The 26,271-nt window shown below is 61.3% G+C and carries 30 protein-coding genes; 19 read left to right on the plus strand and 11 right to left on the minus strand.

What is annotated here, in order from left to right:
• Position 1: 1 nt before the first annotated feature.
• Positions 2-772, minus strand: coding sequence for an SDR family oxidoreductase (locus AC1DE4_RS18455; RefSeq protein ID WP_018854807.1), 771 nt, complete (start codon positions 770-772; stop codon positions 2-4).
• A 194-nt stretch (positions 773-966) separates the two neighbouring features.
• Here AC1DE4_RS18455 and AC1DE4_RS18460 point away from each other — a divergent pair, with 194 nt between their 5' ends.
• The 3 genes from AC1DE4_RS18460 to mobB are packed head-to-tail and all read left to right on the plus strand — an operon-like array spanning position 967 to position 3,030.
• Positions 967-1,875, plus strand: coding sequence for a DMT family transporter (locus tag AC1DE4_RS18460; RefSeq protein WP_018854806.1), 909 nt, complete (start codon positions 967-969; stop codon positions 1,873-1,875).
• A 7-nt stretch (positions 1,876-1,882) separates the two neighbouring features.
• Positions 1,883-2,515 carry a molybdenum cofactor guanylyltransferase MobA gene (gene mobA / locus AC1DE4_RS18465; protein ID WP_477882414.1) on the plus strand — a complete coding sequence of 211 codons (633 nt, stop codon included), beginning with the start codon at positions 1,883-1,885 and terminating at the stop codon, positions 2,513-2,515.
• Complete coding sequence (gene mobB, locus AC1DE4_RS18470) at positions 2,515-3,030, plus strand: molybdopterin-guanine dinucleotide biosynthesis protein B (RefSeq protein WP_018854804.1); 516 nt, start codon at positions 2,515-2,517, stop codon at positions 3,028-3,030. Before mobA ends, mobB begins: the two co-directional genes overlap by 1 nt.
• Positions 3,031-3,127: 97 nt before the next feature.
• On the opposite strand, the gene AC1DE4_RS18475 is transcribed toward mobB, so the two are convergent.
• Positions 3,128-5,377 (minus strand): OmpA family protein, encoded by a 2,250-nt coding sequence (locus AC1DE4_RS18475; RefSeq protein WP_477882416.1) that lies wholly within the window; start codon positions 5,375-5,377, stop codon positions 3,128-3,130.
• Positions 5,378-5,701: 324 nt separating this feature from the next.
• Here AC1DE4_RS18475 and AC1DE4_RS18480 point away from each other — a divergent pair, with 324 nt between their 5' ends.
• The 4 genes from AC1DE4_RS18480 to AC1DE4_RS18495 all read left to right on the plus strand — a co-directional run bounded on the left by AC1DE4_RS18480 (position 5,702) and on the right by AC1DE4_RS18495 (position 8,648).
• Positions 5,702-6,478 (plus strand): ABC transporter substrate-binding protein, encoded by a 777-nt coding sequence (locus AC1DE4_RS18480; RefSeq protein WP_018854802.1) that lies wholly within the window; start codon positions 5,702-5,704, stop codon positions 6,476-6,478.
• A gap of 113 nt (positions 6,479-6,591) precedes the next feature.
• On the plus strand, positions 6,592-7,395 hold the full coding sequence (locus AC1DE4_RS18485) for an ABC transporter permease (protein ID WP_018854801.1): 804 nt from the start codon (positions 6,592-6,594) through the stop codon (positions 7,393-7,395).
• Positions 7,392-8,222 carry an ABC transporter permease gene (locus AC1DE4_RS18490; RefSeq protein ID WP_018854800.1) on the plus strand — a complete coding sequence of 277 codons (831 nt, stop codon included), beginning with the start codon at positions 7,392-7,394 and terminating at the stop codon, positions 8,220-8,222. Before AC1DE4_RS18485 ends, AC1DE4_RS18490 begins: the two co-directional genes overlap by 4 nt.
• 159 nt (positions 8,223-8,381) lie before the next feature.
• Entirely contained in the window at positions 8,382-8,648 is a 267-nt protein-coding gene (locus AC1DE4_RS18495; RefSeq protein ID WP_062371053.1) for an usg protein, read from the plus strand.
• Positions 8,649-8,666: 18 nt separating this feature from the next.
• Here the strand turns inward: AC1DE4_RS18495 and AC1DE4_RS18500 are convergent, their stop codons facing one another.
• Positions 8,667-9,389 (minus strand): DUF2270 domain-containing protein, encoded by a 723-nt coding sequence (locus AC1DE4_RS18500; protein WP_025662000.1) that lies wholly within the window; start codon positions 9,387-9,389, stop codon positions 8,667-8,669.
• A 125-nt stretch (positions 9,390-9,514) separates the two neighbouring features.
• Here AC1DE4_RS18500 and AC1DE4_RS18505 point away from each other — a divergent pair, with 125 nt between their 5' ends.
• From AC1DE4_RS18505 to AC1DE4_RS18520, 4 genes are all read left to right on the plus strand, one after another.
• Complete coding sequence (locus AC1DE4_RS18505; RefSeq protein WP_477882419.1) at positions 9,515-10,330, plus strand: class I SAM-dependent methyltransferase; 816 nt, start codon at positions 9,515-9,517, stop codon at positions 10,328-10,330.
• Positions 10,331-10,428: 98 nt separating this feature from the next.
• Positions 10,429-11,112, plus strand: a complete 684-nt coding sequence (locus tag AC1DE4_RS18510; protein ID WP_477882421.1) for a glutathione S-transferase family protein — start codon at positions 10,429-10,431, stop codon at positions 11,110-11,112.
• A complete protein-coding gene (locus tag AC1DE4_RS18515) occupies positions 11,109-11,441 on the plus strand; it encodes an ArsR/SmtB family transcription factor (protein ID WP_192240584.1) in 333 nt (110 codons plus the stop codon). Before AC1DE4_RS18510 ends, AC1DE4_RS18515 begins: the two co-directional genes overlap by 4 nt.
• An 8-nt stretch (positions 11,442-11,449) precedes the next feature.
• Positions 11,450-11,926, plus strand: coding sequence for an SRPBCC family protein (locus AC1DE4_RS18520; protein ID WP_192240583.1), 477 nt, complete (start codon positions 11,450-11,452; stop codon positions 11,924-11,926).
• Between the two features lie 371 nt (positions 11,927-12,297).
• Here the strand turns inward: AC1DE4_RS18520 and ssuD are convergent, their stop codons facing one another.
• Positions 12,298-13,473 (minus strand): FMNH2-dependent alkanesulfonate monooxygenase, encoded by a 1,176-nt coding sequence (ssuD, locus tag AC1DE4_RS18525; protein ID WP_192240582.1) that lies wholly within the window; start codon positions 13,471-13,473, stop codon positions 12,298-12,300.
• 317 nt (positions 13,474-13,790) lie between these two features.
• Here ssuD and AC1DE4_RS18530 point away from each other — a divergent pair, with 317 nt between their 5' ends.
• Complete coding sequence (locus AC1DE4_RS18530; RefSeq protein ID WP_312867234.1) at positions 13,791-14,708, plus strand: NAD(P)-dependent oxidoreductase; 918 nt, start codon at positions 13,791-13,793, stop codon at positions 14,706-14,708.
• Positions 14,705-15,406: a DNA alkylation repair protein gene (locus AC1DE4_RS18535; RefSeq protein ID WP_192304752.1), complete on the plus strand. Its 702-nt coding sequence runs from the start codon at positions 14,705-14,707 to the stop codon at positions 15,404-15,406. The genes AC1DE4_RS18530 and AC1DE4_RS18535 overlap by 4 nt, the downstream gene beginning before the upstream one ends.
• A 55-nt stretch (positions 15,407-15,461) precedes the next feature.
• Here AC1DE4_RS18535 and AC1DE4_RS18540 read toward each other — a convergent pair whose 3' ends face one another.
• Together AC1DE4_RS18540 and AC1DE4_RS18545 are read right to left on the minus strand one after the other, a co-directional pair.
• Positions 15,462-16,451: a sugar-binding protein gene (locus tag AC1DE4_RS18540; RefSeq protein ID WP_018854790.1), complete on the minus strand. Its 990-nt coding sequence runs from the start codon at positions 16,449-16,451 to the stop codon at positions 15,462-15,464.
• A 48-nt stretch (positions 16,452-16,499) separates the two neighbouring features.
• Positions 16,500-17,480, minus strand: a complete 981-nt coding sequence (locus AC1DE4_RS18545; RefSeq protein WP_192240579.1) for an NAD-dependent epimerase/dehydratase family protein — start codon at positions 17,478-17,480, stop codon at positions 16,500-16,502.
• A gap of 213 nt (positions 17,481-17,693) precedes the next feature.
• Here AC1DE4_RS18545 and AC1DE4_RS18550 point away from each other — a divergent pair, with 213 nt between their 5' ends.
• Together AC1DE4_RS18550 and AC1DE4_RS18555 are read left to right on the plus strand one after the other, a co-directional pair.
• Positions 17,694-18,437: an ATP-binding cassette domain-containing protein gene (locus AC1DE4_RS18550; RefSeq protein ID WP_062371073.1), complete on the plus strand. Its 744-nt coding sequence runs from the start codon at positions 17,694-17,696 to the stop codon at positions 18,435-18,437.
• Positions 18,438-18,473: 36 nt separating this feature from the next.
• On the plus strand, positions 18,474-19,469 hold the full coding sequence (locus AC1DE4_RS18555) for an ABC transporter permease (RefSeq protein ID WP_018854787.1): 996 nt from the start codon (positions 18,474-18,476) through the stop codon (positions 19,467-19,469).
• A 20-nt stretch (positions 19,470-19,489) separates the two neighbouring features.
• Here the strand turns inward: AC1DE4_RS18555 and AC1DE4_RS18560 are convergent, their stop codons facing one another.
• The 3 genes from AC1DE4_RS18560 to AC1DE4_RS18570 all read right to left on the minus strand — a co-directional run bounded on the left by AC1DE4_RS18560 (position 19,490) and on the right by AC1DE4_RS18570 (position 21,227).
• Positions 19,490-19,978, minus strand: a complete 489-nt coding sequence (locus AC1DE4_RS18560; protein ID WP_007533095.1) for an Lrp/AsnC family transcriptional regulator — start codon at positions 19,976-19,978, stop codon at positions 19,490-19,492.
• Positions 19,979-20,046: 68 nt separating this feature from the next.
• Positions 20,047-20,697, minus strand: coding sequence for a uracil-DNA glycosylase family protein (locus tag AC1DE4_RS18565; RefSeq protein ID WP_169680212.1), 651 nt, complete (start codon positions 20,695-20,697; stop codon positions 20,047-20,049).
• Positions 20,691-21,227 (minus strand): thermonuclease family protein, encoded by a 537-nt coding sequence (locus tag AC1DE4_RS18570; RefSeq protein ID WP_169680210.1) that lies wholly within the window; start codon positions 21,225-21,227, stop codon positions 20,691-20,693. The genes AC1DE4_RS18565 and AC1DE4_RS18570 overlap by 7 nt, the downstream gene beginning before the upstream one ends.
• Before the next feature lie 106 nt (positions 21,228-21,333).
• Here AC1DE4_RS18570 and AC1DE4_RS18575 point away from each other — a divergent pair, with 106 nt between their 5' ends.
• Positions 21,334-22,869 carry a sensor histidine kinase gene (locus AC1DE4_RS18575; RefSeq protein WP_192240576.1) on the plus strand — a complete coding sequence of 512 codons (1,536 nt, stop codon included), beginning with the start codon at positions 21,334-21,336 and terminating at the stop codon, positions 22,867-22,869.
• A 24-nt stretch (positions 22,870-22,893) separates the two neighbouring features.
• Here the strand turns inward: AC1DE4_RS18575 and AC1DE4_RS18580 are convergent, their stop codons facing one another.
• The gene (locus tag AC1DE4_RS18580) at positions 22,894-23,274 is read right to left on the minus strand and encodes a diacylglycerol kinase (protein WP_018854783.1); all 381 of its coding nucleotides are present in this window, start codon (positions 23,272-23,274) and stop codon (positions 22,894-22,896) included.
• Between the two features lie 117 nt (positions 23,275-23,391).
• Positions 23,392-24,408 (minus strand): nicotinate-nucleotide--dimethylbenzimidazole phosphoribosyltransferase, encoded by a 1,017-nt coding sequence (cobT, locus tag AC1DE4_RS18585; protein WP_018854782.1) that lies wholly within the window; start codon positions 24,406-24,408, stop codon positions 23,392-23,394.
• 138 nt (positions 24,409-24,546) lie between these two features.
• On the opposite strand from cobT, the gene AC1DE4_RS18590 reads away from it, so the two are divergent.
• The 3 genes from AC1DE4_RS18590 to AC1DE4_RS18600 are packed head-to-tail and all read left to right on the plus strand — an operon-like array spanning position 24,547 to position 26,261.
• Positions 24,547-25,329, plus strand: a complete 783-nt coding sequence (locus AC1DE4_RS18590; protein WP_192304748.1) for an adenosylcobinamide-GDP ribazoletransferase — start codon at positions 24,547-24,549, stop codon at positions 25,327-25,329.
• 18 nt (positions 25,330-25,347) lie between these two features.
• A complete protein-coding gene (locus AC1DE4_RS18595) occupies positions 25,348-25,563 on the plus strand; it encodes a DUF1289 domain-containing protein (RefSeq protein WP_477882427.1) in 216 nt (71 codons plus the stop codon).
• Positions 25,560-26,261, plus strand: a complete 702-nt coding sequence (locus tag AC1DE4_RS18600) for a TIGR02281 family clan AA aspartic protease (RefSeq protein ID WP_477882429.1) — start codon at positions 25,560-25,562, stop codon at positions 26,259-26,261. The genes AC1DE4_RS18595 and AC1DE4_RS18600 overlap by 4 nt, the downstream gene beginning before the upstream one ends.
• Positions 26,262-26,271 lie beyond the last annotated feature (10 nt).

Below are 26,271 nucleotides of genomic sequence, written 5' to 3' on the forward strand. Positions count from 1 at the left end.
CTTACGTCCGGTTGATCGAAACCCCGCCATCCGCCAGCATTGACGTCCCGGTTACAAAGCTCGCCATATCCGATCCCAGGAACAGTGCGGCCTTGGCGATCTCCTCCGGCCGTGCCAGCCGTTTCAGCGCGTGCAGGCCATGGATGAAGGCGACGAGCTGCATGTCGGGATTCTCGAAATTCGCCGGGTTCAGCGCGGTGTCTGTGCCCCCGGGCAACAGCGCGTTGACGCGGATGTTTTTCGGACCGAGCTCGGCGGCAAGAACCTGCACCAGGCCGGTCAGTCCCGCCTTGCTTGCCGCATAGGCACCCATCCCAGGCATTCCTGCCGTGTGACCGACGAAGGTCGAGGTGAAGACGATCGACCCGCGGCCGCGGGCGATCATTGCTGGCACCTGATATTTCGCTGCCAGAAATGCGCTGGTGAGATTGACCGCCAGCATTTCGTTCCAGCCATCCAGCGACAGGTCAGCCACCGGCGCCGATTCGCCGGCGCTGCCGGCGTTGTTGAAGGCAACATCCAGACCGCCGAAGCGTTCGACCGCCACTTCGACCAGCCGCCAGTTCAAAGCCTCGTCGCGCACGTCGCCGGCAACCGCAACCGCCTCGCCGCCCGCATCTCCGATCTCTTCGACCAGCATGCCAAGCTGAGCCTCGCGTCGCGCCGCGACGACCAGCCGCGCGCCTTCGGCTGCAAAGAGCTTGGCGGCCGCCCGGCCGATGCCGGAGCTCGCGCCGGTTATGATCGCAACCTTGCCATCCAGATATCTCATTTCGGAACCTCCGCTTGTTCTTCGCGGTATCCCAATCCCAGACATCCTGGCGCTCAGCCACCCGTTTCCTGCCCGTGTCGGCGCGCGCCCTATTGTGCACTGCGCAATCGAATTATTTCGGGTGTGTCTTTCGTTCGATACCCATGGCGCCTGGCACGCTCTAAGAACACGTGTACGAGAATCGGAATATCGACATGCCGCGGTCCCGCAACACCCAGGGCGCCATCTACATGAGTTCGGCCATGGCCGGATTTTCCTGCAGCGACGCACTTTCCAAATCAGTTATCGCTTACATGAATGCCGGCCAGATCATGTGTCTGCGCGGCCTCTTCACCAGCATCTTCGTCTACTTCATCGCGCGCCACATGGGTGCCTTGCGATCGTGGCGCATCATCCTCAAGCCCATGATCATCATCCGCGTCATTTGCGAGATATTGGCAGCGGTGACTTACATTACGGCGCTCGGAATGATGCCGATCGCGAACGCATCGGCCATCCTGCAGTCGCTGCCGCTGGTCGTGACCTTCGGTGCGGCGCTATTCTTCCGCGAACCCGTCGGCTGGCGTCGCTGGTCGGCCATTCTCGTCGGCCTGATTGGCGTGCTGATCATCATTCGGCCGGGACCGGACGGTTTCACGGCCGCAGCTCTCCTCTGCGTTGGCAGCGTCCTCACGACGGCCGGCCGCGACCTCGCCACGCGCGGCATCGCCCCCGAGATCCCGTCACTGATGATCACAGTGGTGACGGCCGTCTCGGTAACGGTCGTCGGTGCATTGCTGACGCCGCTGCTGGGAGGATGGGAGCCGGTTAGCGTGACTTCGCTTTCGCACCTGCTGCTCGCCGCCATTCTCGTCCTGGTCGGCTATCAGTCGGTCATCATGGCGATGCGCACCGGTGAAATCTCCTTCGTCGCACCGTTCCGCTACACCAGCCTGATCTTCTCGACATTGCTGGGCTTCGTCTTCTTTGCGGAGTTTCCCGATGTCTGGACGCTCGGCGGTGCGGCTATCGTCATAGCGTCCGGCCTCTACACGTTCTATCGTGAGGCCAAGCGCCATGTACCGCCGGTCGCCCAGGAGTCCGAGCCGAGAACCCCCGTCTGAGGCAACCATGAACGATTTTGTGCTGGATAGATCCAATATTCCGGGTGTGGTCCTGGCGGGAGGACGCTCTTCGCGCATGGGCCGCGACAAAGCCTCCGTGCGGCTCGATGGCCGCACGCTGCTGGAGCGCGTCATCGAACAGCTCGAGCCGCAGGTGAGCACCCTTGCCGTCAACGCCGACGCAACCCCGGAAAATTGCCGGCATCTGTTCATTCCTGATATAGTTCCCGGCAAAGCGGGACCGATGGCCGGCATCCATGCAGCGATGACCTACGGTGCATCGCTTGGGGGTGTCACACACGTGGTCACGGTTTCTGTCGACAGTCCATTCTTTCCGAGCGACCTCGTCGATTGGTTCGCTGGCGTCATCGATTCACCTGGCAAGATTGCCATCGCCGCCTCCGAGGGCCGCAGCCATCCGGTGTTCGGCCTGTGGCCCGTCAGCCTTGCCGATGACCTGGAATCCTGGATCGCAACCGAGGAAAAACGCCGTGCGCGCGACTTCCTTCTACGGCATGACGTTACGGAAGTTGCCTTCCCGCTGCGCCCGACGCGGGCGAGCCTCCTCGATCCGTTTTTCAACGTCAACACGCCGGACGATCTCGCCGAGGCGGAGCGCTGGCTCAAGGTCATGGCATGATGGAGAAACCGAAGGTCTTTGGCATCGCCGGCTGGAAGAACTCGGGCAAGACCGGTTTGGCGGTCCGCCTCGTCGAGGAATTCACCCGCCGCGGCTACCGCATTTCCACCATCAAGCATGCCCATCATGACTTTGACATCGACAAGGTCGGTGCCGATAGCTACCGCCACCGACAGGCCGGCGCTCACGAAGTGACCATCGTCTCCGGAACGCGTTATGCCATCATGCACGAATTGCGCGGCGCCCCAGAGCCGACATTCGACGAAATTCTTGCCCGCATCGCGCCCTGCGACCTTGTCTTGATCGAGGGCTACAAGCGCGAACCGATCCCGAAGATCGAGGCGCGGCGGCTCGAATCCGCCAACCAGGAACCCCTCGCCCCGACGGATCCCCACATCGTTGCCATCGCGGCCGATCACCCGATCGCCGAAGGCTTTCTGCCGGTATTCAACCTCGATGACACCCAGGCAATCGCAGACTTCATTTCCGGAATAGTGGAGCTGCCTGCAAAGTAGGAAACGTTACGACCTAGAAGCTGGTGCGCTCGCGCCAGAACCGCAGAGCGCGCAAACGAAAGCCGCCGGTCTCCCGACGGCTTCCGATCAGTTTCGATTATCGGCTCGCGGAGGCGACCGGGCGTACCAGCGCCGTCACGCGACGGATGGTGACGCGGCGGTTCTCCTGGTTCGGCCCCTGCGTGTTGACCTTGAGGTAACGTTCGCCGTAGCCCTGCGTCGCCAGGTTTTCGGGCGGGATGCCGTAAACGTCGGTCATCACATTCGCCACCGATTCCGCGCGCTGGTCCGAGAGGACGAGGTTGCTCTGGTCGGAGCCGACCGCGTCCGTATGGCCTTCGATCAGAAAGGTTTCCGACGGATCCTTCCGCAACACCTCGTTGATCGCATCGGCGACCTTGCGCAGGCTGCGCGCCTGGCTCATCGGGATCTCGGCACTCCCCGTCGCAAAGGTGATCGTATCGAGATCGATACGGCGAACCTTGTCGCGGATACGCGCCGAATACTTCACCTCATCCAGCGAATAGACACGCTCCACGGGCTCCACCGGCGGCTCGCGCAGGAAGTCGTAGTAGTCGCGATCGTCGTCGCTGCTCGTGTCCATGATGTAGTCATCGAGCGGAATACGCAGGCGCATCGGCGGCAGGTCGCGGCCCGGATCTTCGAAGTAGCCGCGGTCCGGATCTTCGTAGAGACCAGGCGAATAGTAGAGCACGGACTCGCGCCCGCCATTGTCGATGCGCGACCGCTGGATGATGTCACCATAGCGGTTGCGGATCGTCACGATCTGATAGCCGTCACGGTCGATCGTCTCACGGTAACGGTCCCGCGGCAGCTGCTCGTAGGTCGGCCGCTCGCCGTCACGCAGGAAGCGCCGGTCGTCATCGCCGCGAACGATCGTCTGGTTGTTGATCTGGATGATCACACGATTGTCGTCACCACGCTCGCCGAAGCGCGCGCCTTCCGGCCGCTCGAACTGCGGACGCCTGTCGAGACGCCGACCCTGTTCGCTGGTCACGGCTTCGATCTTGATCGGAGCAGCCTTGGCGCCCTCGGTTATGATCTGGGCCTCGGCGTCGGTTTTTGGAACCCGGAAATTCTGCTCCTGGCCGCGTTGCCTGTCGCGGTCACGACGGGACTGGATGCCCCCCGAGCGGTCGGCGTCCTTGTCGCTGTCGAGAACGGCGGCACCGTTTTCAACCGGCAGAACGACGGTTTCCGTGCTCTTGCTCGGGTCCGCCGCAATCTCCTTGCGGCGCTCGAGTTCCTTGGGCGTGATTTTCTCCGGAGCCGGGATAACCTGCTCGGCTTGGCCCACTGCCGGCTGATCGGTCGGCTGCGCCGGAACCTGTTCACCCTGCTGCTGAGCCGGTGCTTGCTCGCCCTGCTGAGGTGCTGGAACCTGTTCGCCCTGCTTCAGGATCGGCTGCGTGCCGCCAGGCTGGGCCTCCGTCGCCGGCTCCTGCGCGGGAACGGGCGGCTTCTCGGCCGTCGGCGCCTCTACTGGAGCAGGCGCCTGTTCCGCGGCTGGCGCCTGCGCTTCAGCGGCAGGCTTCTTGCGCGGCTTCACCGGCTGCTCAGAGCTTTCGGTCGCCTGCTGCTTGCCTGCCTTCCTCGTGGGCTGCGGCGCTTCGCCCTGCGGCTGAGCCTGCTCCTGCTGCGGGGCGACCTGCTCGGTCTGCGGCTGCGGCGCGGCCTCCTGCTGAGGTTGCTGCTTGTCGCGCTTGTTGCGACGCGGCTTTTCCTGGCTTTCGACAGGCTGCTGTTCCTGGGCCGCCGGGGCTATCTGCTCCTGCGGAGCCGCGGGCTCAACCTGCTCAGCGGCCGGCTGCCGCTTCTTGCGCGGCTTTTCGACAGGGGCTGCTTCCTGCAACTGCTGTTCCTGGGCCGGCGCTATCTGCTCCTGCGGAGCCGCAGGCTCTGCCTGCTCGGCGGCCGGCTGCCGCTTCTTGCGCGGCTTTTCGGCGGGGGCTGCCTCCTGCAACTGCTGCAGCTGCTGTTCGACGACAGGCTCCTGCTGTGGCGCGGGCTGTGCCTCTGCTGCCGGCTCACGCTGCTTGCGTGGCTTTTCGGCAGGCGCATCCTGCGATTGCTGTGGCTGCTCCTGCTGGGCGGCCGGCGCCTGTTCTTCACCGCCGCCGCCGTGCTGCTTGTGGTGCTTCTTCAGAATCTCTTCATCGGAGGGCGCATCCTGCGCAACCTCGAAGCTGCCCGCGACCGCTTGCGGTGCTGTCTGAACCTGTTCAACGCTGGCAACTGCGGCAAAGGATTGCACTGGAGGCATCACAAGCGACAGCGACAACAGCGGAAAGGCGGCACTTGCAAACAATCTGGATTTCATTCCCATAAAGGGGCTCCTCGTTGACTTCATTTTCTTGGGACGCGGTCGTGGCCACGTCCGATTTTGGGGCACCCATCCGCGGCGAAAACCGCGCGGGGACTGCATTTGTTCCACGAGTCTTAGGAACTGCAGCATTAACCCGGTATGAATGTGGCAGTGCGGCATTGTTCATCTTCGACATAGTTGATCGTTCGCCACACCCCTGCGATTCCAGTTGCAATTCCGCCGAAAAAGGTTTGAGTATCGCGCCAAGGCCGTGCCTTGCACCGCCCTGCTCAGCCGCCGTCGAAAAGAAGAACACGAGCGGCAGCACCAACAGAGAGGACTAACATGCGTATCTCCACCCGTATTCTTGCCGCCGCTTCCGTCGCCGCGATGTCTCTTTTCGCAGGCGCCGCCATGGCTGATGGCGAGAAGTATGTCATCGGAACAGACTCGACCTACCCGCCCTTCGAATACGTTGACGCCAGCGGCCAGTTCCTCGGCTTCGACATGGACATCGCCCGCGCGCTCTGCGCCGAGATGAAGGCCGACTGCACCATCGTCAGCAGCGACTGGGACGGCATCATTCCCGCCCTGCAGGCCAAGAAGTTCGACATGATCATCTCGTCCATGTCGATCACGCCGGAGCGTTCGAAACTCGTAGACTTCACCAACAAGTACTACAACACCCCGCCGGCAATCGCCGTACCGAAGGATTCGACCGTCACCGACGTGGCCGGCCTGAAGGGCAAGACGATCGGCGCGCAGACCTCCACCACTCACTCGAACTACGCTGAAAAGCACCTGCCGGATACCGAGCTGAAGCTCTACCCGACGGCAGACGAGTACAAGCTCGACATCACGAATGGGCGCGTCGACGCCGTCATCGACGACATCGTCGTGCTGTCGCAGTGGGTCAAGTCGGATGCCGGCGCATGCTGCAAGATCCTGACGCCACTGCCGGTCGACAAGGAAATCAACGGCGTTGGTGCAGGCATTGCCGTCCGCAAGGGCGACGACGCGCTGCGCGAAAAGCTGAACACCGCGATCGCCGCGATCCGCACCAGCGGTGAATACAAGAAGATCCAGGACAAGTACTTCGACTTCAACGTTTACGGCGAATAAGAAAAGCTGTAGGTCGCTGATAAAGCTGATGGCGGAAGGCTTGCTCTTCCGCCATTTTTGTTTGACAACGATAGAAAGATCAAAGCGGTAGAAACCGCGAGGGGAAAACTGGCATGGGCGGATTATTTTCCGCGCTAGGTCCATTCTGGGCCTGGATTGGGCATATCTTCGATCCGCTTTGCGGACCCGCAGGACTCTTCACGTGGTTCGGTTCCTCGACGATCCTGGCCTGTGGCGACACCGGTTGGGGCGATGAGATCGCCGCCGGCCTCAAGGTCACAGTTGCGGTCGCTCTGGTTACCCTTCCAATCGGACTTGTCATCGGCTTCCTCGTCGCACTCGGCCAGCAATCGGAAGAGAAATCGGTCCGCCTTGCGGCCGGCATCTACACCACGATCTTCCGTGGCCTGCCGGAACTGCTGACGCTGTTCATCATCTATTACGGCATGCAGATCCTGATCCAGTCCGTCCTCGCCTCCATGGGCTATGACGGCCGGATCGAAATCAACGCTTTCTTGGCGGGCGTGATCGCGCTGTCGATTGTATTTTCCGCCTATTGCTCGGAGGTGCTGCTCTCGGCTTTCCGCGCCATCCCGAAAGGCCAGTACGAAGCCGGGGACGCACTGGGCTTTCATCGTGGGCGCACGTTGCGCCTGATCGTGTTGCCGCAACTAGTGCGCATCGCCCTTCCCGGCCTGGTGAACCTCTGGATGATCCTGCTCAAGGATACGTCCTACGTCTCGATCATTGGCCTTGCCGATATCCTGCGGCAGACCGGCGTCGCCGTTAAGGTCACTAAACAGGCATTCCTGTTCTATACCGTCGCCTGCGCTCTCTATCTCGGCCTCGCCATCATTTCCTCCTTCGGCCTTCGCTACATAGAACGGTGGGCCAAGCGTTCGGAGATCAGCCGATGAGCCACGCCCAGACGCTCATTCCGGCGCAGCCGGCTCCGAAGCAAGCGCACAGGCCAGTCACCGCTGCGCGCATTACCGGATACGTTGTCGTCGCTCTCTGGATCGTCCTGGCTGCCGCACTGCTCACGATGGTCGTGACCGGTTGGGATCCGGAGAAGTTCACCCGCTACGGTCCCCGCTACCTGCATGGTCTGTATACGACGATTGCCTTGGTGGTGATCTCGGTATTCTTCGGCGCCATCTTGTCGCTGCCGTTGGCCTTTGCCCGCATGTCCAAGAACAGGTTCATCAACGGCATCGCCTACTGCTACGTCTATGTGTTCCGCGGCACGCCGCTGCTGGCACAACTCTTCCTCATTTACTACGGCCTGGGCAGTTTCCGTCCGCAGCTGGAAACCGTCGGCCTCTGGTGGTTCTTCCGCGATGCCTGGTATTGCGGTCTGTTTGCGATGACCATCAACACGGCCGCCTACCAGGCTGAAATCCTGCGTGGCGCCATCCAGAGCGTTCCGCGCGGCCAGCACGAAGCCGCCGCCTCGCTTGGCATCCACAAGGTCATCGCCTTCCGCAAGATCCTCTTGCCGCAGGCGCTGATTGTCGCCTTGCGGCCCTACGGCAACGAGATCATCCTGCTGATCAAGGGCTCTGCGGTCGTCGCCATCATCACCGTTCTCGACCTGATGGGTGAAACGCGCTACGCCTTCTCGCGCACCTTCGATTACCAGACCTACCTTTGGGCAGCGATTTTCTACCTCACCATGGTCGAAGCCCTGCGCCATCTCTGGGCATGGATCGAGCGCCGCCTCACCCGCCACCTGAAGCGCTGAACAACTTGGCAGCACTCGCCGATGAGAGCTGCCAAAGATTTGAAATTGCAAAAGAAATTCCTGAGGCACTAGCAATTCGTCAAGCTTCGGTTAAGCATGTAGTGGTTCCATTTCATTGATCGCTAATGAGCGATCAATGAAACCAGAAGCGAGACGACGATGCACAAGGACATGGAAAGGCAGCTTCAGGGCTACGGCCTCACGACGGCCCAAATCATCTACCGGATGCCGGATCATCAAACGATCCTACAGACATACATCTGGCAGGACTACGACCTTGCACCGGATTTTCCGGAAATGCGCAGCTTCCTGAAGTTCTGGCAGGAAAGGCTCGACGGACCGCTGCATTCGGTCCGCTACATGCACCGGAAGCTCATCTCGGCCACCGAATGGCGGGCGCTGAGAGGCGAGTTCATCATCAACTGATCGCGCTGCGAACGCCGATCAGACATGAGCCTCCCCTTTGACGAACTCGTCTTCGTCCATCTCCCGATGCAGTGTGCCATAGAGGATACCGGCATAGCCCAAGGCAACCAGGCAGAGCACGGCCCAGCCCGGGATTGGCCCAAGTGCCGCGTTCTCGACTACGTAAGTCCATGAATGCGTCTGCGTCAGCGGATTGCCCTCTGTCTGGAGCTTCGGCGTGGTGATCTTCAGACACCATGCGAGCAACAGGATAAAATACATCCAGCAATAGTTGCGGCGCAGTCGCCGCTTGACCGCCCCGGGGTAGCTCAAGAGAAATTGCGGCTTGCGCAAGCTCCTGGCGATCGCGCCGGCCCAATCGGGCCTGGATTCGCCGTTCGGCGCAAGAATTTGTGCGAAATAGCCCCGCTCCAGCTTCCGCACTCGGGCGCGGTAGATATCGAAGAAGCGGTATCGGCGCGCTTCGATGAGCAACAACAGGGTGATCAGCATCATCCCGAAAAGCAGCACGCCATGGTGCGAGGTCGGCGTCGATAGTGAAACGGAAAGCAGTGCCGCCGAGACCGTGATCGCCCAATTTGATGTTCGGTCGATGCGATCGCGCCAGCTTATCATCCGGCCGAGCTCTCCCCGATAATAGTGGCTGAGCGTATTCGTGATCTCGCTTGGCGTTGCCGGGAGCGCTGGTCGCGGGCTATCCAGCTCTATCTCGAAGTTTGCCTTACTGATTTCGGCCACCATGGTATTTCCTCCATTTTGTTCTTATCCATTAGAGGATCCTTATTCTGCGCCTCGAACGTCGCCATTGCAAAAGACAATCAGTCGCCGTAGACGCAGCTCTGGAATTAAAACGATGGTGAATTGCTATGGCCAAGAAGATCGACGAAGACGCACTCGCGGAAGCCTATAACCGGGCTCTTGCCCTCGAGAAGGCGGGAGATGTCGATGCTGCCGTAAAGGCCTATGAAGAGGTCCTGGCCATCGACCCCGAGGATCATGGCGGCGCCGCCGTCCGGATCGCCTCCATGGGACGCGGCGAGACGCCGCCCAAGGCGCCGGACGCCTATGTCGAGACCCTGTTCGATCAGCACGCCGAAGTCTTCGAGGACGTTCTCGTCGAACAGCTCGGCTACCACGTGCCGATGATGGTGCGCCAGCGCCTGCAGGAGCTGAACCTTGGCCCCTTCAAGCGCATGCTCGACCTCGGCTGCGGCACTGGCCTCACCGGCAGCGCGCTCAGCAACCTCTGCGAGGACATGACCGGCATCGACATTTCCGAAAACATGGTCGAGATCGCCCACGAGAAGGAGCTCTACGAGACGCTCTTCGTCGCTGAGGTCGAGGACTTTCTCGAAGACAATGACGAGGATCCGTTCGATCTCGTTACCGCGACTGACGTCCTACCCTATCTCGGCGCGCTCGAACCGCTGTTCTTCGGCGTCGCGGAAAACCTGAACCCCGGCGGTTTCTTCATCTTTTCATCCGAGGAACTGCCCGAAGCCTCCGCAAATGGCCAACCCTACATGGTCGGCCCGCATCAGCGCTTTTTGCATTCGGCAGCTTATATTCGCGAACGCCTCGCAGCGACGGGATTCGAGCTCGTCGAGATGCGAGAGATCAACGTTCGCATGCAGGAAGGCAATCCGAGCCCGGGCCACCTGGTGATTGCGCGGCTGTCTTAATACTTAGCCATCCACGCAACTTTCCTGTTGCCAGCGAAGCGGCGCCCTGATACTTAGCCATTCACGCAAGTTTTAAAACAACGTGAAAGGCCGGCCGCATGTCGCTCTTCCTCCACAGTCATCCGCTTGCATCTTTCTGCCACAAGGTCCTGATCGCCCTTTACGAGAACGACACGCCCTTCGAGCCCGTCCATGTCGATCTCGGAAACGAGGCATCGAGAGCCGCGTTCCTCAGCGTCTGGCCACTCGGAAAGATGCCGGTGCTGCGCGATGAGGCACGCAACCGCACTGTCCCTGAAACGACGATCATCATCGAGTATCTCGATCGCTACTATCCGGGTGCGACGACCCTCATCCCAGGCGATCTCGACAAAGCGCTCGAAGTCCGCCTGTGGGATCGCTTCTTTGACCTGCACGTGCAGGAACCGATGCAACAGATCGTTGCCGAACGTCTGCGCGGCGGCGGCGATCCGAGCCGCGTGGCCAGTGCCGAGGCGGCGCTGCGCAAGGCCTACGGCATGATCGAGCGGCAACTCGGCGAACACCCTTGGATCGCAGGGGATAGCTACACCATGGCCGATTGCGCCGCGGCGCCCGCCCTCTTCTATGCAGAGACCCTTGTTCCTTTCGCCGGCCAGCCAAGCCTGCGGGCTTACTATGACAGGCTTCTGGCGCGCCCGTCCTTTGCACGGGTCCTTGAAGAAGCGCGACCGTATTTCAGATTCTATCCCTACCGGGAACGGCTACCCGCACGCTTCCGGCCGGACGAAGCCTCTATATGATGGACGAACCCGCCGCACTCGATGAGATGTTCCACGCGCTTTCGGACCGCAGCCGGCGCGGGATGGTCGACCGTCTCGGCCGCGGGCCAGCTTCGGTGTCCGAGCTTGCGGAACCTCTGTCGATGGCGCTGCCGACCGTTATGAAACACCTCGCCGTGCTGGAGAGGAGCGGCCTTGTCCGTTCCGAAAAGAGCGGCCGCGTGCGGACCTATCGCCTGGAAGCAGGCGCATTGGGCCAGGTCGAACGCTGGCTTGCCGAACACAAGGCAAGTTGGAACGCCCGCTTTGACCGACTTGAACGATTTCTCTCGGACGACCAACCGGAGTGACGAACGACATGACAAGACATTCCGCCATGCACGAGACATTCGCAATCGAGCGAAAGATGCGGGCGCCGGTCTCACGGGTGTTTGCCGCCTGGGCCGATACGGAGGCCAAGCGGCAGTGGTTTGCATGCCACGACGAGTGGGTCCCCATCGAATACAGCCTAGAGTTCCGCGTCGGCGGCCAGGAGCGCAATCGCGTCGCTGACAGCGACGGCGTGCTGCATGCCTACGAGGCGCGCTATCTCGATATCGTGCCGCAGGCCCGCATCATCTATGCCTATGACATGAAGCTCGGCGAAACCCGCATTTCGGCATCGCTTGCGACGATCACCTTCGAAGCGACGCCATCAGGAACAACCATGCTCTTTACGGAACAGGTCGTCTTCCTCGATGACTATACCGACGGTGGCTCGCGACGGCAGGGAACGGAAATTCTGGTCGATCGCATCCAGGCGTTTGTCGAGCGCGACGGCAGCACAGCGCACTAAATCTTGAACCGGTTTCATGCTAGGTTGGCGCCTCGGCATCTCACGGCCGCAGGCGAGGCAGTATGACTGCAGATAAACGGCACACACAAACCGGATCCACGCTCAAGCGGCGGCCGAAATTCAATCCCAAGCGCGGCCCCAGGCCAAGCGTCCTGGCCCGGGCCAATCGCACGGTTGCCTGGGGAGCGTCCCTGGTTATCGCTGCCTTTCTCCTGATTGTCACAGTCAACGCGTTGGTGCACTAGCCGGAAGAGGCCGGGCTGTACCTAAGCCAGCACCACCGGTCGACGCAGTTATCCGGCGAGCATGGTCGGCAGGTGCGTCGTCGATGAAAGAGCGCCGCCGGACAGCAGACGGCGCCGGTTGCCACATCAGGAGCCGGACACCACTTTGAGGTTTCCGCCATGGCTGCCGCCACCGAAGACCTGATGCTTGCCGAAATCGCTCTGGAAGCCGTGCCGCTGCTCTTCGCGCGTGATCCCGAGTTCCGGGAACAGTAGCTCGGCAACGCGATAGGCCTCCTCGAGATGCGGATAACCGGATCCGATGACTGTATCGATACCGACGTCCTGATATTCCCGCAGGCGGGCGGCCACGGTCTTCGGCGACCCGACAAGTGCTGTCCCTGCCCCGGCGCGCACCAGGCCGACACCGGCCCAAAGGTTCGGCGACACTTCCAGCTTGTCGCGCCGGCCACCGTGCAGGGCCGCCATACGCTGCTGGCCGACGGAGTCGGATTCCTTGACGAAGCGCTCCTGTGCCTCGCGGATCGTCTCGTCGTCGAGTTTCGAGATCAGGCGATCGGCCGCTGCCCATGCTACCTCATCGGTTTCGCGGACGATGAAATGCAGGCGAATGCCGAAGCTGACCTCGCGCCCCTTGTTCGCCGCGGCAGCCCGCACCTTTTGAACCTTTTCGGCAACCTGAGCCGGTGGCTCGCCCCAGGTCAGGTACTTGTCGACGCGGCCGACCGAGAAGTCGATACCGGCATCCGACGAACCGCCGAAGTACAGGGGCGGCCGCGGGTTCTGCACCGATGGAAAGCCAAGCTTCGCATTCGTCGCCTTGATGTATTTCCCGTCGTAGCTCGCGACACCCTTTTCGAGCAGCTCTTCGAAGACCGTGAAGAACTCATCGGCATGGGCATAGCGCTCGTCGTGCGCCAAATGAATGCCGTCGCCGGCAAGCTCCGCCGGACTGCCGCCGACGACGATGTTGAGCAGCAGGCGCCCGTTCGAAATACGGTCCAACGTCGTCGTTAGACGCGCGTAGTATGCGGGTGATGCCGTACCCGGACGGATTGCCACCAGAAACTGCAGCTTCTCGGTCTTGGCGGCAAGCGCTGCCGCTGTCACGAAGGATTCTTCACAGGCAACGCCCGTCGGCAGCAGCACGCCGGAGTACCCAAGGCGATCAGCCGCCTGGGCAATCTGGGTGAGATAACCGATTTCCGGCGCGCGCGTCTGCTCGTTCGAACCGAGATAGGCACCATCCCCAGAGGTCGGGATGAACCAGAGGAAATTGATGGGATCGTGTTTGCCGGTCATGGAAATGATGCCTTCTAGTCGGAATTGAATTAGCTTTGCTTTGCGTGCAAGGCGCCCGTCGTCGGTGTTCAGGACGGTGCCATGCCGAAATGCCCCAGTGTTTGACGTCGTAAAATCATCGTCTTCCCTTTCCGGAAGTCAGCCGCTCTCGGCGCTCCAGTGTCTCGTTGCAATCTTGACAAAACCCATCAAATCGATCGACATTTGTAATTATTTTCTTTCGAGGCTCGCCGGATTATCCGAACCGGCAATTGCCGCTTTCGGAGAAAATTTTTCCGCCACGATGCAACCCGCACTTCGACGGCTTTCCGCGCGCCGTGCTTTCCGCTAATCCTCATGCCCGGCATTCAGGAGAGGATTGGAACATGGCAAAAGTCGCATTCATCGGTCTTGGCGTAATGGGGTTTCCCATGGCTGGCCATCTCAAGGTGAAGGGCGGCCATGACGTTACCGTCTATAACCGGACTGCATCGAAGGCGGCGGCCTGGGCGGAGAAGTTCGGCGGCAAATCGGCCCCAACACCCGCCGAAGCGGCCAAGGATGCGGATTTCGTCTTTACCTGCGTCGGCAACGACGATGATCTCCGTTCGGTGACAATAGGCGAGGACGGCGTTCTCAAGACGATGAAGCCGGGTTCAATCCTGATCGACAACACGACCGCGAGCGCGGAAGTTGCCCGCGAGCTCGATGCCGCCGCGAAAGACAAGGGCTGCGCCTTTATCGATGCCCCGGTATCGGGTGGACAGGCCGGCGCCGAGAACGGCGTCTTGACCGTCATGTGCGGTGGTGACGAGGCCATCTTTGACAAGGCAAAGCCGGTGATCGATGCCTACGCCCGGATGGTCGGCCTCATGGGACCGGCGGGTGCCGGTCAGCTGACCAAGATGATCAACCAGATCTGCATCGCCGGCCTCGTCCAAGGGCTCGCGGAGGGCATTCACTTCGGCAAGCGCGCCGGCCTCGACATCGAGAAGGTCGTCGAGGTTATCTCCAAGGGTGCTGCCGGCTCCTGGCAGATGGAGAACCGGCACAAAACGATGAATGCAGGCAAGTACGACTTCGGCTTTGCCATCGACTGGATGCGCAAGGATCTCGGGATCGTGCTCAACGAGGCACGCCGCAACGGCGCGAAGCTGCCGGTGACGGCCTTGGTCGACCAATTCTATGGTGACGTCCAGGCCATGGGCGGCAATCGCTGGGATACGTCCTCGCTCCTGGCCCGTCTCGAAAAATGATCGGTCCCTCCTCCAGCAGCGCGGAGCTGATTGCGCATCTGCAAACGCTGCGCTCGGAGGAAAGCATATCAGGCATGGCCCGTTTCGGCATCGTCACCGAAACGGCGCTCGGCATCTCCAATCCGGATCTCCGAAAGATCGCCCGAACGGTGAAGCAAAGTAACGGCCGTGCGCTGGAGTTGTGGCAAGGCAACATCCGCGAAGCGCGCCTGCTAGCGCTCTATACGGCCGAACCGCAGAAGCTCACGGCAGACCTCGCCAGAACATGGTCCGATGACTTTCACTCGTGGGAAATCGTCGATACGGCGGCAGACCTCTACGTCAAGGCTGGTCTCAAGGCGCTCATACCTGAATTCGCAGCCGACGATCGCGAGTTCGTTCGGCGAACTGCCTTTGCGATGATTGCCAGCGCAGCCGTGCATCTGAAGAATGAGCCGGACGACACGATCCTTGCCTGGCTTCCACTCATAGACGCGCACGCTCGCGACCCGCGCAATTTCGTACGCAAGGCGGTGAACTGGGCGCTGCGAAACATCGGCAAACGCAACCTGCATTGCCATGCTCGCGCATGCACAGTCGCGGAACGACTTGCCGCATCCGACGACCGGACCGCGCGCTGGATCGGCAAGGACACCGTCCGGGAACTCAAAAGCGAGAAGGTCATCGCGAGGCTCGAGCGAAAGTCGGCAACGCGATAATCGCTGTAAAAGACAGCGAGCGGATGATGGTATCCGCCCGCCGTCCTTCCCCCCACTATTTCTGGATGCAGGTATCGACCGTATCCTTGGTGCACTCATCGAGGCCGGTGAAGACTGGATCCGGGACCGTCTTGCCGGCGATCAGGTCCATCATCACTGACGGTGCCTTGTAGCCCATTTCGAACGGCCGCTGGCCGACAAGAGCGGTGACGAGACCTTCCTTGGCGATCGCGACTTCATCACCGATCGTGTCGGCCGCACCGATCACGAACTCGTTCTTGCCGATCTTTTCGGCCATCGGCTTGAACAGGTCGCGATAGGGCTGCGGCGCGCCGAACAGCGGCCAGCCGCCCATAATCCCGAAAGCATCGAGATCGGGGTTTGCCTGGAGAATGTCGGTCATGGCCTGAACGCCTTTGGCGCCATCGTCGTTCGTGAAGACCGGGCAACCGGCAACTTCGGTCCACCCGCCCTCGCCTTTCAGCGCGGTCAGGCCTTTCTGGCCGGTCAGGGTGTCACGCATCCCCTGCGCGCGCCGCAGAATGTTGTCGGCACCCGGGTTGCCTTCGATCGTGCAGATCTTGCCGCCCTGCGGCTTGGCCTTCTTGATGTACTCGCCGATGCGCGCGCCCATCAGATAGTTATCGGTGCCGAGATAGGTCTTGCGCAGTGCTGAATCTTCCGCCGCAAGGTCGGCGTCGAGCGTCATCACGGGAACCTTGGGATTTGCCGTCTTCAGCGTCTGAGCGATCAGTTTGGCGTTCGACGGAGAAATGGCGATGGCCACCGTTTCCGCCTTGCCCAACACGTCCTGAACGATTTGCGCTTCGCCGGCTTCATCCGAAGTCGATGCAGGGCCAGTGTAGAAGCACTCGTATTCGGAGCTGGCGTTTTCCTTGTTCCACTTCTGGCAGCCTTGGTTGATTGCCTCGAAGAACGGGTTGTCGAGGCCTTTCACAACGATGACCAACTGTTTCTTGGCCGCCAGCGCTTGTCCCGCCGTCAGCGCCAGCACCGCGGCTGTAAGCAATAATGCCTTCCTCATAGCTTCCTCCCATTGAAAAAATGGCGGACGCCATCGTCCGCCACATGATCAACCCGGATACCAGACGATGCGAGGATCCTCCTCCAAACGCACATACCCCCAGGCCGAGTCGATTAGCATTTCCAGATCGTAGACGGGCCGCCATTCGAGCAGGTATTTCGCCTTGCTGTTGTCCATCCAGTTGGAATGGAACTGGCTCGGTATATCGACCGCACCGAGGCCGCGCGTCCGCGAAAGGTGGGCGGCAACCTCGCCGTAGTCGACAGGTCGGTCCATGCAGATGTTGAACAGCTGACCTCGCGCGCGCGGATTGTCGAGCGACGCGAGGATCGCCGAAACCAGATCGTCAACGTGAACGAAATTGCGCTTCAGCGGCCTGCCGTCGGCATCGCGCAACAACGGCACCGTCCGCTCCCGCTGATAGCGCTCCGCATCAGCCCGCGGCACGAGTGTCTTCCAGTCCGGCCCGCCGAAAACATCGTCGCCGAACGACAAGGTGAACTTGAAGTCGTCCTTCTCCATGATCCAGGGCGCGCGCAAGCAGCAGCCGTTTATGCCATACTGTATCTGGAACTGCTCCAGCATCACCTCTTCCAGCACCTTCGACAGCGCATAGCAGCCGGGATAGGCCTGGTGAGGCGTAGCCTCTGTGATTGGCGCTTCATGGCGATAGAAAAAGTGCCCTATCCCTGCATCGCCGCCGATAAGAATGAATTGGCGCGCAGTAGCGCTCGTCCTGAAGCCCTCGAGCAGCCAGAAAAGTCCCTTGACGGTGACGTCCATGACATCTTCAGGCGTTTCCTTGCATGTCGCGAGATGCACGACATGCGTGACGCCGGCAAGCGCATTCGACACGGCCCCTCGATCGCTGATTGAGCCTCGCACAGCTTCGACGCGCTCGTTTTCCGGGCACAAGCGATTATGACAAAGCGCGCGAATGCGCGCCTTGGAAAATCGCGGATCGTCGAGCAGCCCCCCGATGAAGCGCTGCCCGACCTTGCCCGTTGCACCGGTGACAAGGATCAGCATGCTCTCCTCCGTCAACAGCTAATATACAGAGACCTCCGCGCGTCAATCGAATTGTAGTATGAAACGAGTAATTGTAACAAAGACGGTAAATTAGCAGCATCCGATTGACGGTTTCGCACGGTTCTGGGTAAATGTTGTAAGCGCTCGCAGGGAGGAAACTGGCGAGCGAATCAGCGGCCCCAAGAAAGGGTCGCGCTTTGGGAGGCTAGACGGCTGGTGGCAGTTCTTGAGCTCGCCAACATCTCCAAACATTTCGGCGCCATACAGGCGGTCAACGACGTTTCGTTTTTACTGGAAGCGGGAGAAGTCGTCGGATTGATGGGCGATAACGGCGCCGGCAAATCGACGCTCGTGAAAATGATCGCGGGCAATTTCCGTCCGAGCCATGGAACGATGCGGCTCGACGGCAACGACCTCATTCTGCATCGACCAGTCGAGGCCCGGCAGCGGGGCATCGAGATCGTCCACCAGGACCTGGCGCTCTGCAACAATCTGACGGCCGCAGCGAACGTGTTCCTCGGCCGCGAGATGCGCCGTGGTTACGGCCCCATGCGCATTCTCGATTACAAGACGATGTACAAGCGCGCCGGCGAAATCTTCAAGGAACTGAAATCGGAGACGCGGCCGCGAGATCTGGTGAAGCAGATGTCGGGTGGTCAGCGCCAGGCCGTCGCAATCGCTCGCACCATGCTGGCGGAAGCGAAGCTCGTGCTCATGGACGAGCCTACCGCCGCCATCTCGGTTCGCCAGGTTGCCGAGGTTCTTGCTCACATCCGTCAACTGCGCGATCGCGGCATCGCGGTCATTCTCATCAGCCACCGCATGCCTGACGTTTTCTCGGTCGCCGATCGGGTGATCGTCATGCGGCGCGGGCGCAAGGTTGCCGACAAGCCGATAACGGCGAGTTCGCCGGAGGAAGTCACCGGGCTCATAACAGGCGCAATCGAACAGGTGTGACTGGCAGCCGCTCCCTAACGTAAGTGAAGGTCGACCATGGCAATAACCCTCGATCAGACGATAGCGCAAAGGCAGCGCAACTGGTTCTCGTCCGTGTTCGCGAGCCAGACCTTCTGGGTCCTCGTCGCCGTCATCATCGCCTGCATCTTCCTGTCCTTCGCCACGAGCTCCTTCGCCACCCCCACCAATCTCTACAACATCACCCGCAACGTCACCTTTGTCGCCATCATTGCTCTCGGCATGACGCTGGTCATCATCACCGGAGGCATCGATCTGTCCGTTGGGTCGGTTCTTTGCCTCTGCAGTATGGTGTTGGCGGTTACGATGCATGCCGGCTATGGGATCGGGACCGGCATTGCGGCCTCGATCGGCACGGCGCTGGTGGTCGGCGCCTTCAACGGCCTGTTGATTGCCTATCTCGGATTCCCGCCGTTCGTCGTCACCCTTGGCATGCTGTCAATTGCCCGCAGCCTCGCAATGGTGGCCTCCAACAATACCGTCGTCTTCCAGTTCGGCCCGGATCACGACAAGCTGCTAGCGCTTGGCGGCGGCGCATGGCTCGGCATCGCCAATCCGGTCCTTTACATGGCCGTGCTGGCGCTGCTGACCGGCTTCGTGCTGCGCTGGACGCGCTTCGGCCGTTATGTCTTCGCGATTGGTGGAAACGAGCATGCAGCCACGCTGACGGGCGTGCCTGTCAGGAAGATCAAAGTCGCGGTCTATATGATCTCGGCTCTATCAGCCGGTGTCGCCGGCATCATCCAGACCGGATGGCTGGGTGCCGTAACCACGAACATCGGTGCAGGGATGGAACTGCAGGTCATCGCCGCAGCCGTCATCGGCGGCGCCAATCTTGCAGGTGGCGTCGGCACCGCCTTCGGCGCCATTGTCGGCGCCGCGTTGATCGAGGTCATCCGCAACAGCCTCGGCCTGCTCGGCATCAACGCCTTCTGGCAGGGCACCTTCATCGGCGGCGCGATCGTTCTCGCGGTTCTGTTTGACCGGCTCAGGAACCTGCGGCAGAGCGACTAGCAACTGCCGCGGCTCTCGTATCAGTCCTCGTTCGACTTCGCGTTGTCGAGGATCATGTAATCGAGCGGCAACTGCGTCGAATACTTGATCTGCTCCATCGCGAAGGCGGAAGACACGTCGCGAATCTCGATCTTTGCGATCATCCGCTTGTAGAAGGCGTCATAGGCGGCAATGTCAGGCACGACCACCCGCAGAAGGTAGTCCACGTCGCCGCTCATGCGATAGAACTCGACCACCTCGGGAAAATCGGCAACGACTTCCGAAAAACGCCGCAGCCACTCGATCGAGTGTGTTGCGGTGCGGATCGAGACAAAAACCGTGACCTTTGTGTTGACCTTTTCCGGGTCAAGGATGGCGACGCGGCGCTTGATCACGCCATCCTCTTCCATCTTCTGGATGCGCCGCCAGCAGGGTGTCGTGGACAGCCCGACCTTCTTGGCGAGATCGGCAACAGCCAAAGTCGAATCCTCCTGCAACAGGCGCAGGATTTTGCGGTCGAGACGGTCCATACGGAAAAGCCCTTTCGAATTTATTTTCTTTGTATAGCGTGATTCCGGCAGTTTAAAAGAATTTTGTTTCAGCGCAGCAATGAGGCAACCCGCTCTCGCAGCACAGGCAACAACTCCGTCTCGAACCACGGGTTGCGCTTGATCCATCCGGTATTGCGCCAGCTCGGATGAGGCAGCGGCAAGATGCCAGGCATGCGGACCTTCGACAGCGTCGTTCGCCAGGCTCGCACCGTCTCCGTCATATTCTCGCTGCGCTCCGCGCCCATGTGCCACGCCTGCGCATATTGGCCGACTGCAAGGACAAGCTCGATCTGCGGCATAGCCGATATGACCCTGCTCCGCCAATGCGGCGCACATTCACGCCTCGGCGGCAGGTCGCTTCCCTTCGAGTCATAGCCGGGAAAACAGAAGCCCATCGGCACGATGGCGAAACAGTCGGGGTCGTAGAACGTCTCCCGATCCACCCTCAGCCAGTCGCGCAACCGGTCGCCGGATGCATCATTGAAGGGAATGCCGCTCTCATGAACCTTGAGGCCGGGCGCCTGCCCCGCGATCAGGATCCTCGCCTTCGACGACATCACTGCAACCGGCCGCGGCTCGTGCGGCAGACGAGCGTTCGCACCGCCAAGCGGCGTGTCACGACAGATGCGGCACGCCCCAATCTCCTGCCGAAGACTATCGAGCGCCGCGTCGTCCGGCGCACCTCTTGCAATCACCATCCGAGCAACCCCAGGACACCCCGTGCAACTGGTCGCGGCGCATGGTCGCGTACGCTTCGCGGCATCTCGAAGGTGCCCGCCCAGAGCCCGACCTTCTGCGCCCTCGCCCGCGCCTCCTCGTCACCATACGCTCCGTAGGATACCGCCATGCCCTTGCGCACCATCGTGGCGTTGAGATCCGCCCCGCCAGCATGGCAGACCACCAGCAGGCGATCGAAACGGTCCCGTTCGGTTCCCCTGCACTGCGTATCGGCGGCCCTGACAAGGGCTTGCAACGCCTGCTTCGCCTCCCGCCCGCACGCCCATTCGCTGCCCGCACGCTCGCATGTCTGGCTGAGCTCGGGCGCGTCGATACCGTATAGCCGCATCCGATCGCCGCCTATGTTCAGGCTGTCGCCGTCAGCCGCATGAAACTGGCCGGCATAGACCGTTGCCGCGTCATCATTCAGCTTGGCTGCAATCAGCCACAGGAATGCCAGCAGAGCCAGCGCCGTCACGCCGTCGCGCATCACCCGCAAACCGCGCGTCACGCTTTCGCCTCCTTAAAAAACAAATCCTTGGCAAAGATGGCTAACACCATCTTAAGGATTGCGCTTTAGGGTTTAGACAACCGCGGATCAAGTTTCAACGTGCACAATGGGTACTGGCGTTAGCACATCGGCCGACAAGAACATCGTCGACAAGTCACGCAGCCACCGCAACAAGCCAGTGTCGAAGGCTGTGCGGCTGACGCGAGAGCGCCTCCAGTCGAGCCACGCCGCAAGCGGTAACTTCGATCGCGACGTGCTGGCAATGTATATCAATACGGTCCTGCAGGGCGCGTCGATCGTCCCGCTCTTCGTCATGATCATCGCCGCCCTCGGCGTCTACTTCACCGAAAACACCCAAATCTTTCTGTGGGCGCTTCTGACCCTCACGGCCCATGCGACCAACGTATTTCTGGCGCGCCGCGCCCGAGGCCAGGAGATCAACGCGACGACGGCCCGCAAATGGCGCCGCCTTCTCCTGTTTGGACAATTCATGGTCGGCTGCTGCTGGGCGGTGTTTGCCCTGCAGGACTGCACGGCATGCGAACCCTCGAGTTTCCTGCTCTACAAGGGGGCCACGCTGCTGATCGCGCTCTCGATCACTGCGATGTCGAACTTCATGCTGACGCCGTCGGTGCTCATCACCTTCGCGCCGGTCGTCCTCGGACTGATCGCCCAAGCCGGCCTTTCCCGTGGAATCCTCGAGATCAGCCTGACGGCCGTCTTCACCACGACGGTTATCCTCTTCAACTACATCAGCGACCGGCTGTTCCAGTCCAACCTCAGGATCCTCGCCTATCAGGCCGAGAAGGACGACCTGATCGCCGAGTTGGAAGTCGCAAAGTCGATGTCCGATGAGGCCCGCCGCCGTGCGGAAGAAGCAAACCTCGCAAAGTCGCGCTTCCTTGCATCCATGTCGCACGAATTGCGCACGCCTCTCAATGCGATCCTCGGCTTCTCGGAAGTCATGTCCGCCGAGGTGATGGGGCCGCTGAACAACGCCACCTACAAGGAATACACCAGCGACATTCACCGCTCGGGCGAGCACCTGCTGAACCTCATCAACGAGATCCTAGACCTCTCGCGCATCGAGGCCGGAAAATACGAGCTGAGCGAGGAAGCCGTCTCGCTGCTGAACATCTCGGAAGATTGCATCGGCATGGTGCAGCTACGCGCACGCGGCAAGAACATCACCATCTCGCCGCAGTTCGAGGCCGAATTGCCGGCCGTTTGGGCGGATGAGAAATCACTGCGTCAGGTCGTCCTCAATCTGCTGTCCAATGCCGTGAAGTTCACCCCGCAAGGCGGCGAAATCCGCGTCAAGGTCGGCTGGACCGCCGGCGGGGGCCAATACATCTCCATCAAGGACAATGGCCCCGGGATTCCTGAAGAAGAGATCCCCGTGGTTCTCTCGGCCTTCGGCCAGGGGTCGATCGCGATCAAGAGCGCCGAACAAGGCACCGGCCTCGGCCTGCCGATCGTTCAGGCGATCCTCGCCAAGCACGACGGCCAGTTCATCCTCAAATCGAAGCTGCGCGAAGGCACCGAAGTCATCGCCATCCTGCCCGCCAAACGCGTGCTCCAGACTGTCCCGGCGGTCGAAGATGCGCCGGCGGTCTCCCGCAAGCGCCGGAGTTTTGCTTGACCGTCTGGTCGACCACAGGCGCCTCTATCCAAACAGCAGATGCTTGCCGATCGTGAACAGCAGGAACACGCCGCACGCAACGATCATGCAGACGACGGCGAAGGAGCCGAGATCCTTGGCGTGCTTTCCGACCATGGAAATCTCCGGCGAAATCCTATCGATGACTTCCTCGATCGCCGTGTTCAGGGCCTCGACGGCAAAGAGGGCAAGAAATAGCACGACGGCAATCATCAGCTCGGCAAGCGTTGCCCCGACGACGATCAGGAGGATCAGTGAAAACGCGAAGAACAGCAGTTCTTGCCGGAATGCAGCCTCCCTGATCAACCGCCTGAAGCCGCCCAGCGAGTAGCCGGCGGCTGCAAAAAAGTGGCTGATGCCGGTGAGTTTTGTCACGGCAGGTTTCATCAAGTGCCCTCGTTGTCCGTCAATGGCGGCCTTGTCGCCGCCAGTCAGAAATTGCGAATACCGGTTCGCGGTCGCCGCGGCAAGGGCTCCGTCATCAACCTGTCACAAACCTGAAGGTCAGTGCTTGTTGGTGACGCCTGCCTGCGAAAACGTCGCCATGCCGGAATGGCAGGCCGCCGCCGCCTTGACGATCCCGGCCGCAAGGGCCGCCCCCGTCCCCTCGCCGAGCCGCATGCCGAGCGCCAGAAGCGGCGTCTTGCCAAGCATTTCGATTGCCCGCAAATGGCCCGGCTCGCCGGAGACGTGGCCGATCAGGCAGTGATCGAGCGCCGAAGGATTGGCAGCCTTGAGGATGGCGCCGGCTGCCGTTGCGACGTAGCCGTCGATCAATACCGGAATCTTCTCGACACGCGCGGCAAGGATCGCTCCCGCCATCGCCGCGATCTCACGACCGCCGAGGCGGCGCATGATCTCGAGCGGATCGTCCAGATGATCGCTGTGGAGCGCAACGGCCCGCTCAACGGCTGCGATCTTGCGCTCCAGCATCTCGCCTTCGGAACCCGTGCCCGGACCAACCCAATCACGCGCAGTGCCGCCGTAAAGGGCGTAGTTAATCGCCGCTGCGATCGTGGTGTTGCCGATTCCCATCTCACCGATGCAGAGAAGATCGGTACCGCCAGCGATCGCTTCCATGCCGAAGGCCATGGTCGCCGCACAGTCACGCTCGGACAAAGCAGGCTCTTCGGTAATGTCGCCGGTCGGATAGTCGAGCGCCAGATCGAAGACTTTCAGCCCGAGGTCATAGGCGACGCAAATCTGATTGATCGCAGCGCCGCCGGCCGCAAAATTCTCGACCATCTGCTGCGTGACGGCAGGCGGAAACGGCGTGATGCCCTGCCTAGTCACGCCATGGTTGCCGGCGAAGATCGCCACCAGCGGCCGATTCACTGCAGGCGCCCTGCCCGTCCAGGCGGCGAGCCAGAATGCAATTTCCTCAAGCCGTCCGAGCGCACCGGGCGGCTTCGTCAACTGCGCATCGCGCTCGCGCGCGGCAGCAAGTGCCCTGGCATCCGGTCCCGGCAGATCGCGCAAAAGTGCCCGAAAATCGTCGAACGGCAGGCCTGAAACGCTCATGAATGCGGCTTCCTTGTCTTGGTCGGTAACTTGTCTTTTCGCTGCAAATCAGCTTCTTTCGTCGCAACTCTCTTAAAGGCAGGCGCCGAGGCGAACAACACCTAAAGCGCTGCATATGGTCGCGGGGTCGGGGTCAGAATGAATATCGGAAACTATGCGGCCGACCTTGCTCGTGCGGTTGCCTTCCTCAGCCGTATTCCGATGCCGTCTTTTGCCTTCGCCGACTTTAACGGCAAGCTTGACCGCGCCTCCCGCGCCTTCCCCGCGGCGGGCATTGTCATCGCACTGCTGCCTGCGCTCGTCTTGCTGGTCATGCTTGGCCTACGCGCCGACCGGCTGATGTCGGCCTTCGCCGCGCTTGCCGTCCAGGCGGCATTGACCGGCGCGCTGCACGAGGATGGCCTCGCCGACTGCGCCGATGGCCTCGGCGGCGGGCGCCACCGCGATCACGCGCTTTCGATCATGAAGGACAGCCGCATCGGGACCTACGGCGCGATCTCCTTGATTCTGTCGTTTGCGCTTCGCGCGGCGGGACTCGCCGCTGTCGCACGAGAAGCCCCGCCCATGGCTGCAGCCCTTGCCATTCCGGCGATCGCCTGTATCAGCCGCGCCGCGCTCGTTTGGCACTGGCATCGGCTGCCGGCAGCAAAACCCGATGGTGTGGCGGCCGCCGCGGGACAGCCGGGCGAAGGTGCGATGCACATGGCGCTCGCCACAGCCTGCCTTTTCGCGGCCCTGCTGCTCTGGCCGAGCCTTGGCCTCCTGCCCCTCGTCTGCGCCCTTCTCGCCTGCGGTTTATCCGCCATGGTCTTCACGCGCATCGTCCGTCGCAAACTCACGGGACACACCGGCGACACGCTTGGGGCTACCCAGCAGATTTCGGAGATCGCCGCCTTCTGCGCCCTTGCCATGGCTTTCTGAAATCTCGATATAGATTGCATGCAAACACCTTGCATCCACGTCTGCTCAATTGATCCGGAAACCGCCCTGTGCACGGGTTGCGGTCGCACGCTTCCGGAGATCGGCGGTTGGATGTCCTTTTCCGACGAAGAGCGCCGGCGTCTGATGACATTGTTGCCCGCGCGGCTTGCCGCATGCGGACTGACGACCCCATCGAAGCCGACTCAGCAGGCCACAGCGGAGCAGCGTGCATGAACCGTCTGACGATCGTCCTTGCGGTCCTTGGCCTCGGTCTCGCAGTCCTCTTATTCAGCGGCGACACGACCCGCGTCTTCGGCATGCGAACCGATGATTTCGGCCGCTTTGTCTATCTGCTTCCTATTGCACTAATGCTGGCCGCCGGCATCTGGGCGAGGCGCACGAGCGCGAGCGAGACACTGCGCAACCTCATGATCTGGCTCGTGCTGATCCTCGCTCTTGCGACCGTGTATCTGTATCGCCAGGAAGCGCTTGGCGTCGGTAACCGCCTGCTGGCCGGCCTCGTGCCGGGGCGTGCCGTTGTCGTGACAACCAGCGAGGGCGGTCAGGAGGTGATCCTTCACAAAGTCCTGAACGGCCACTACGAAGCCTATGTCACGGTCAACGGCCAGAGCATTTCCATGCTGGTCGATACCGGCGCCAGCATGATCGCGCTGTCCCGCGAGGATGCGAAGCGAGTTGGCATCATCCCGGAAAATCTCGATTATTCGATGAGCGTAATCACTGCCAACGGCCGCGCCCGCGCAGCTCGCGTGACGCTTGCCGAGGTCGCGATCGGCCCGATCGTTCGTCACAACGTCCCGGCCAGCGTCGCTGAGGACGGCAAGCTCGACCAGAGCCTGCTCGGCATGAGCTTCCTCTCCACCCTCGGCTCCCTCCAGATCCAGACGGACGAACTGCGGATGCGAGACTAATGGCCTCGGT

This window comes from Rhizobium sp. 10N414 (assembly GCF_056394785.1).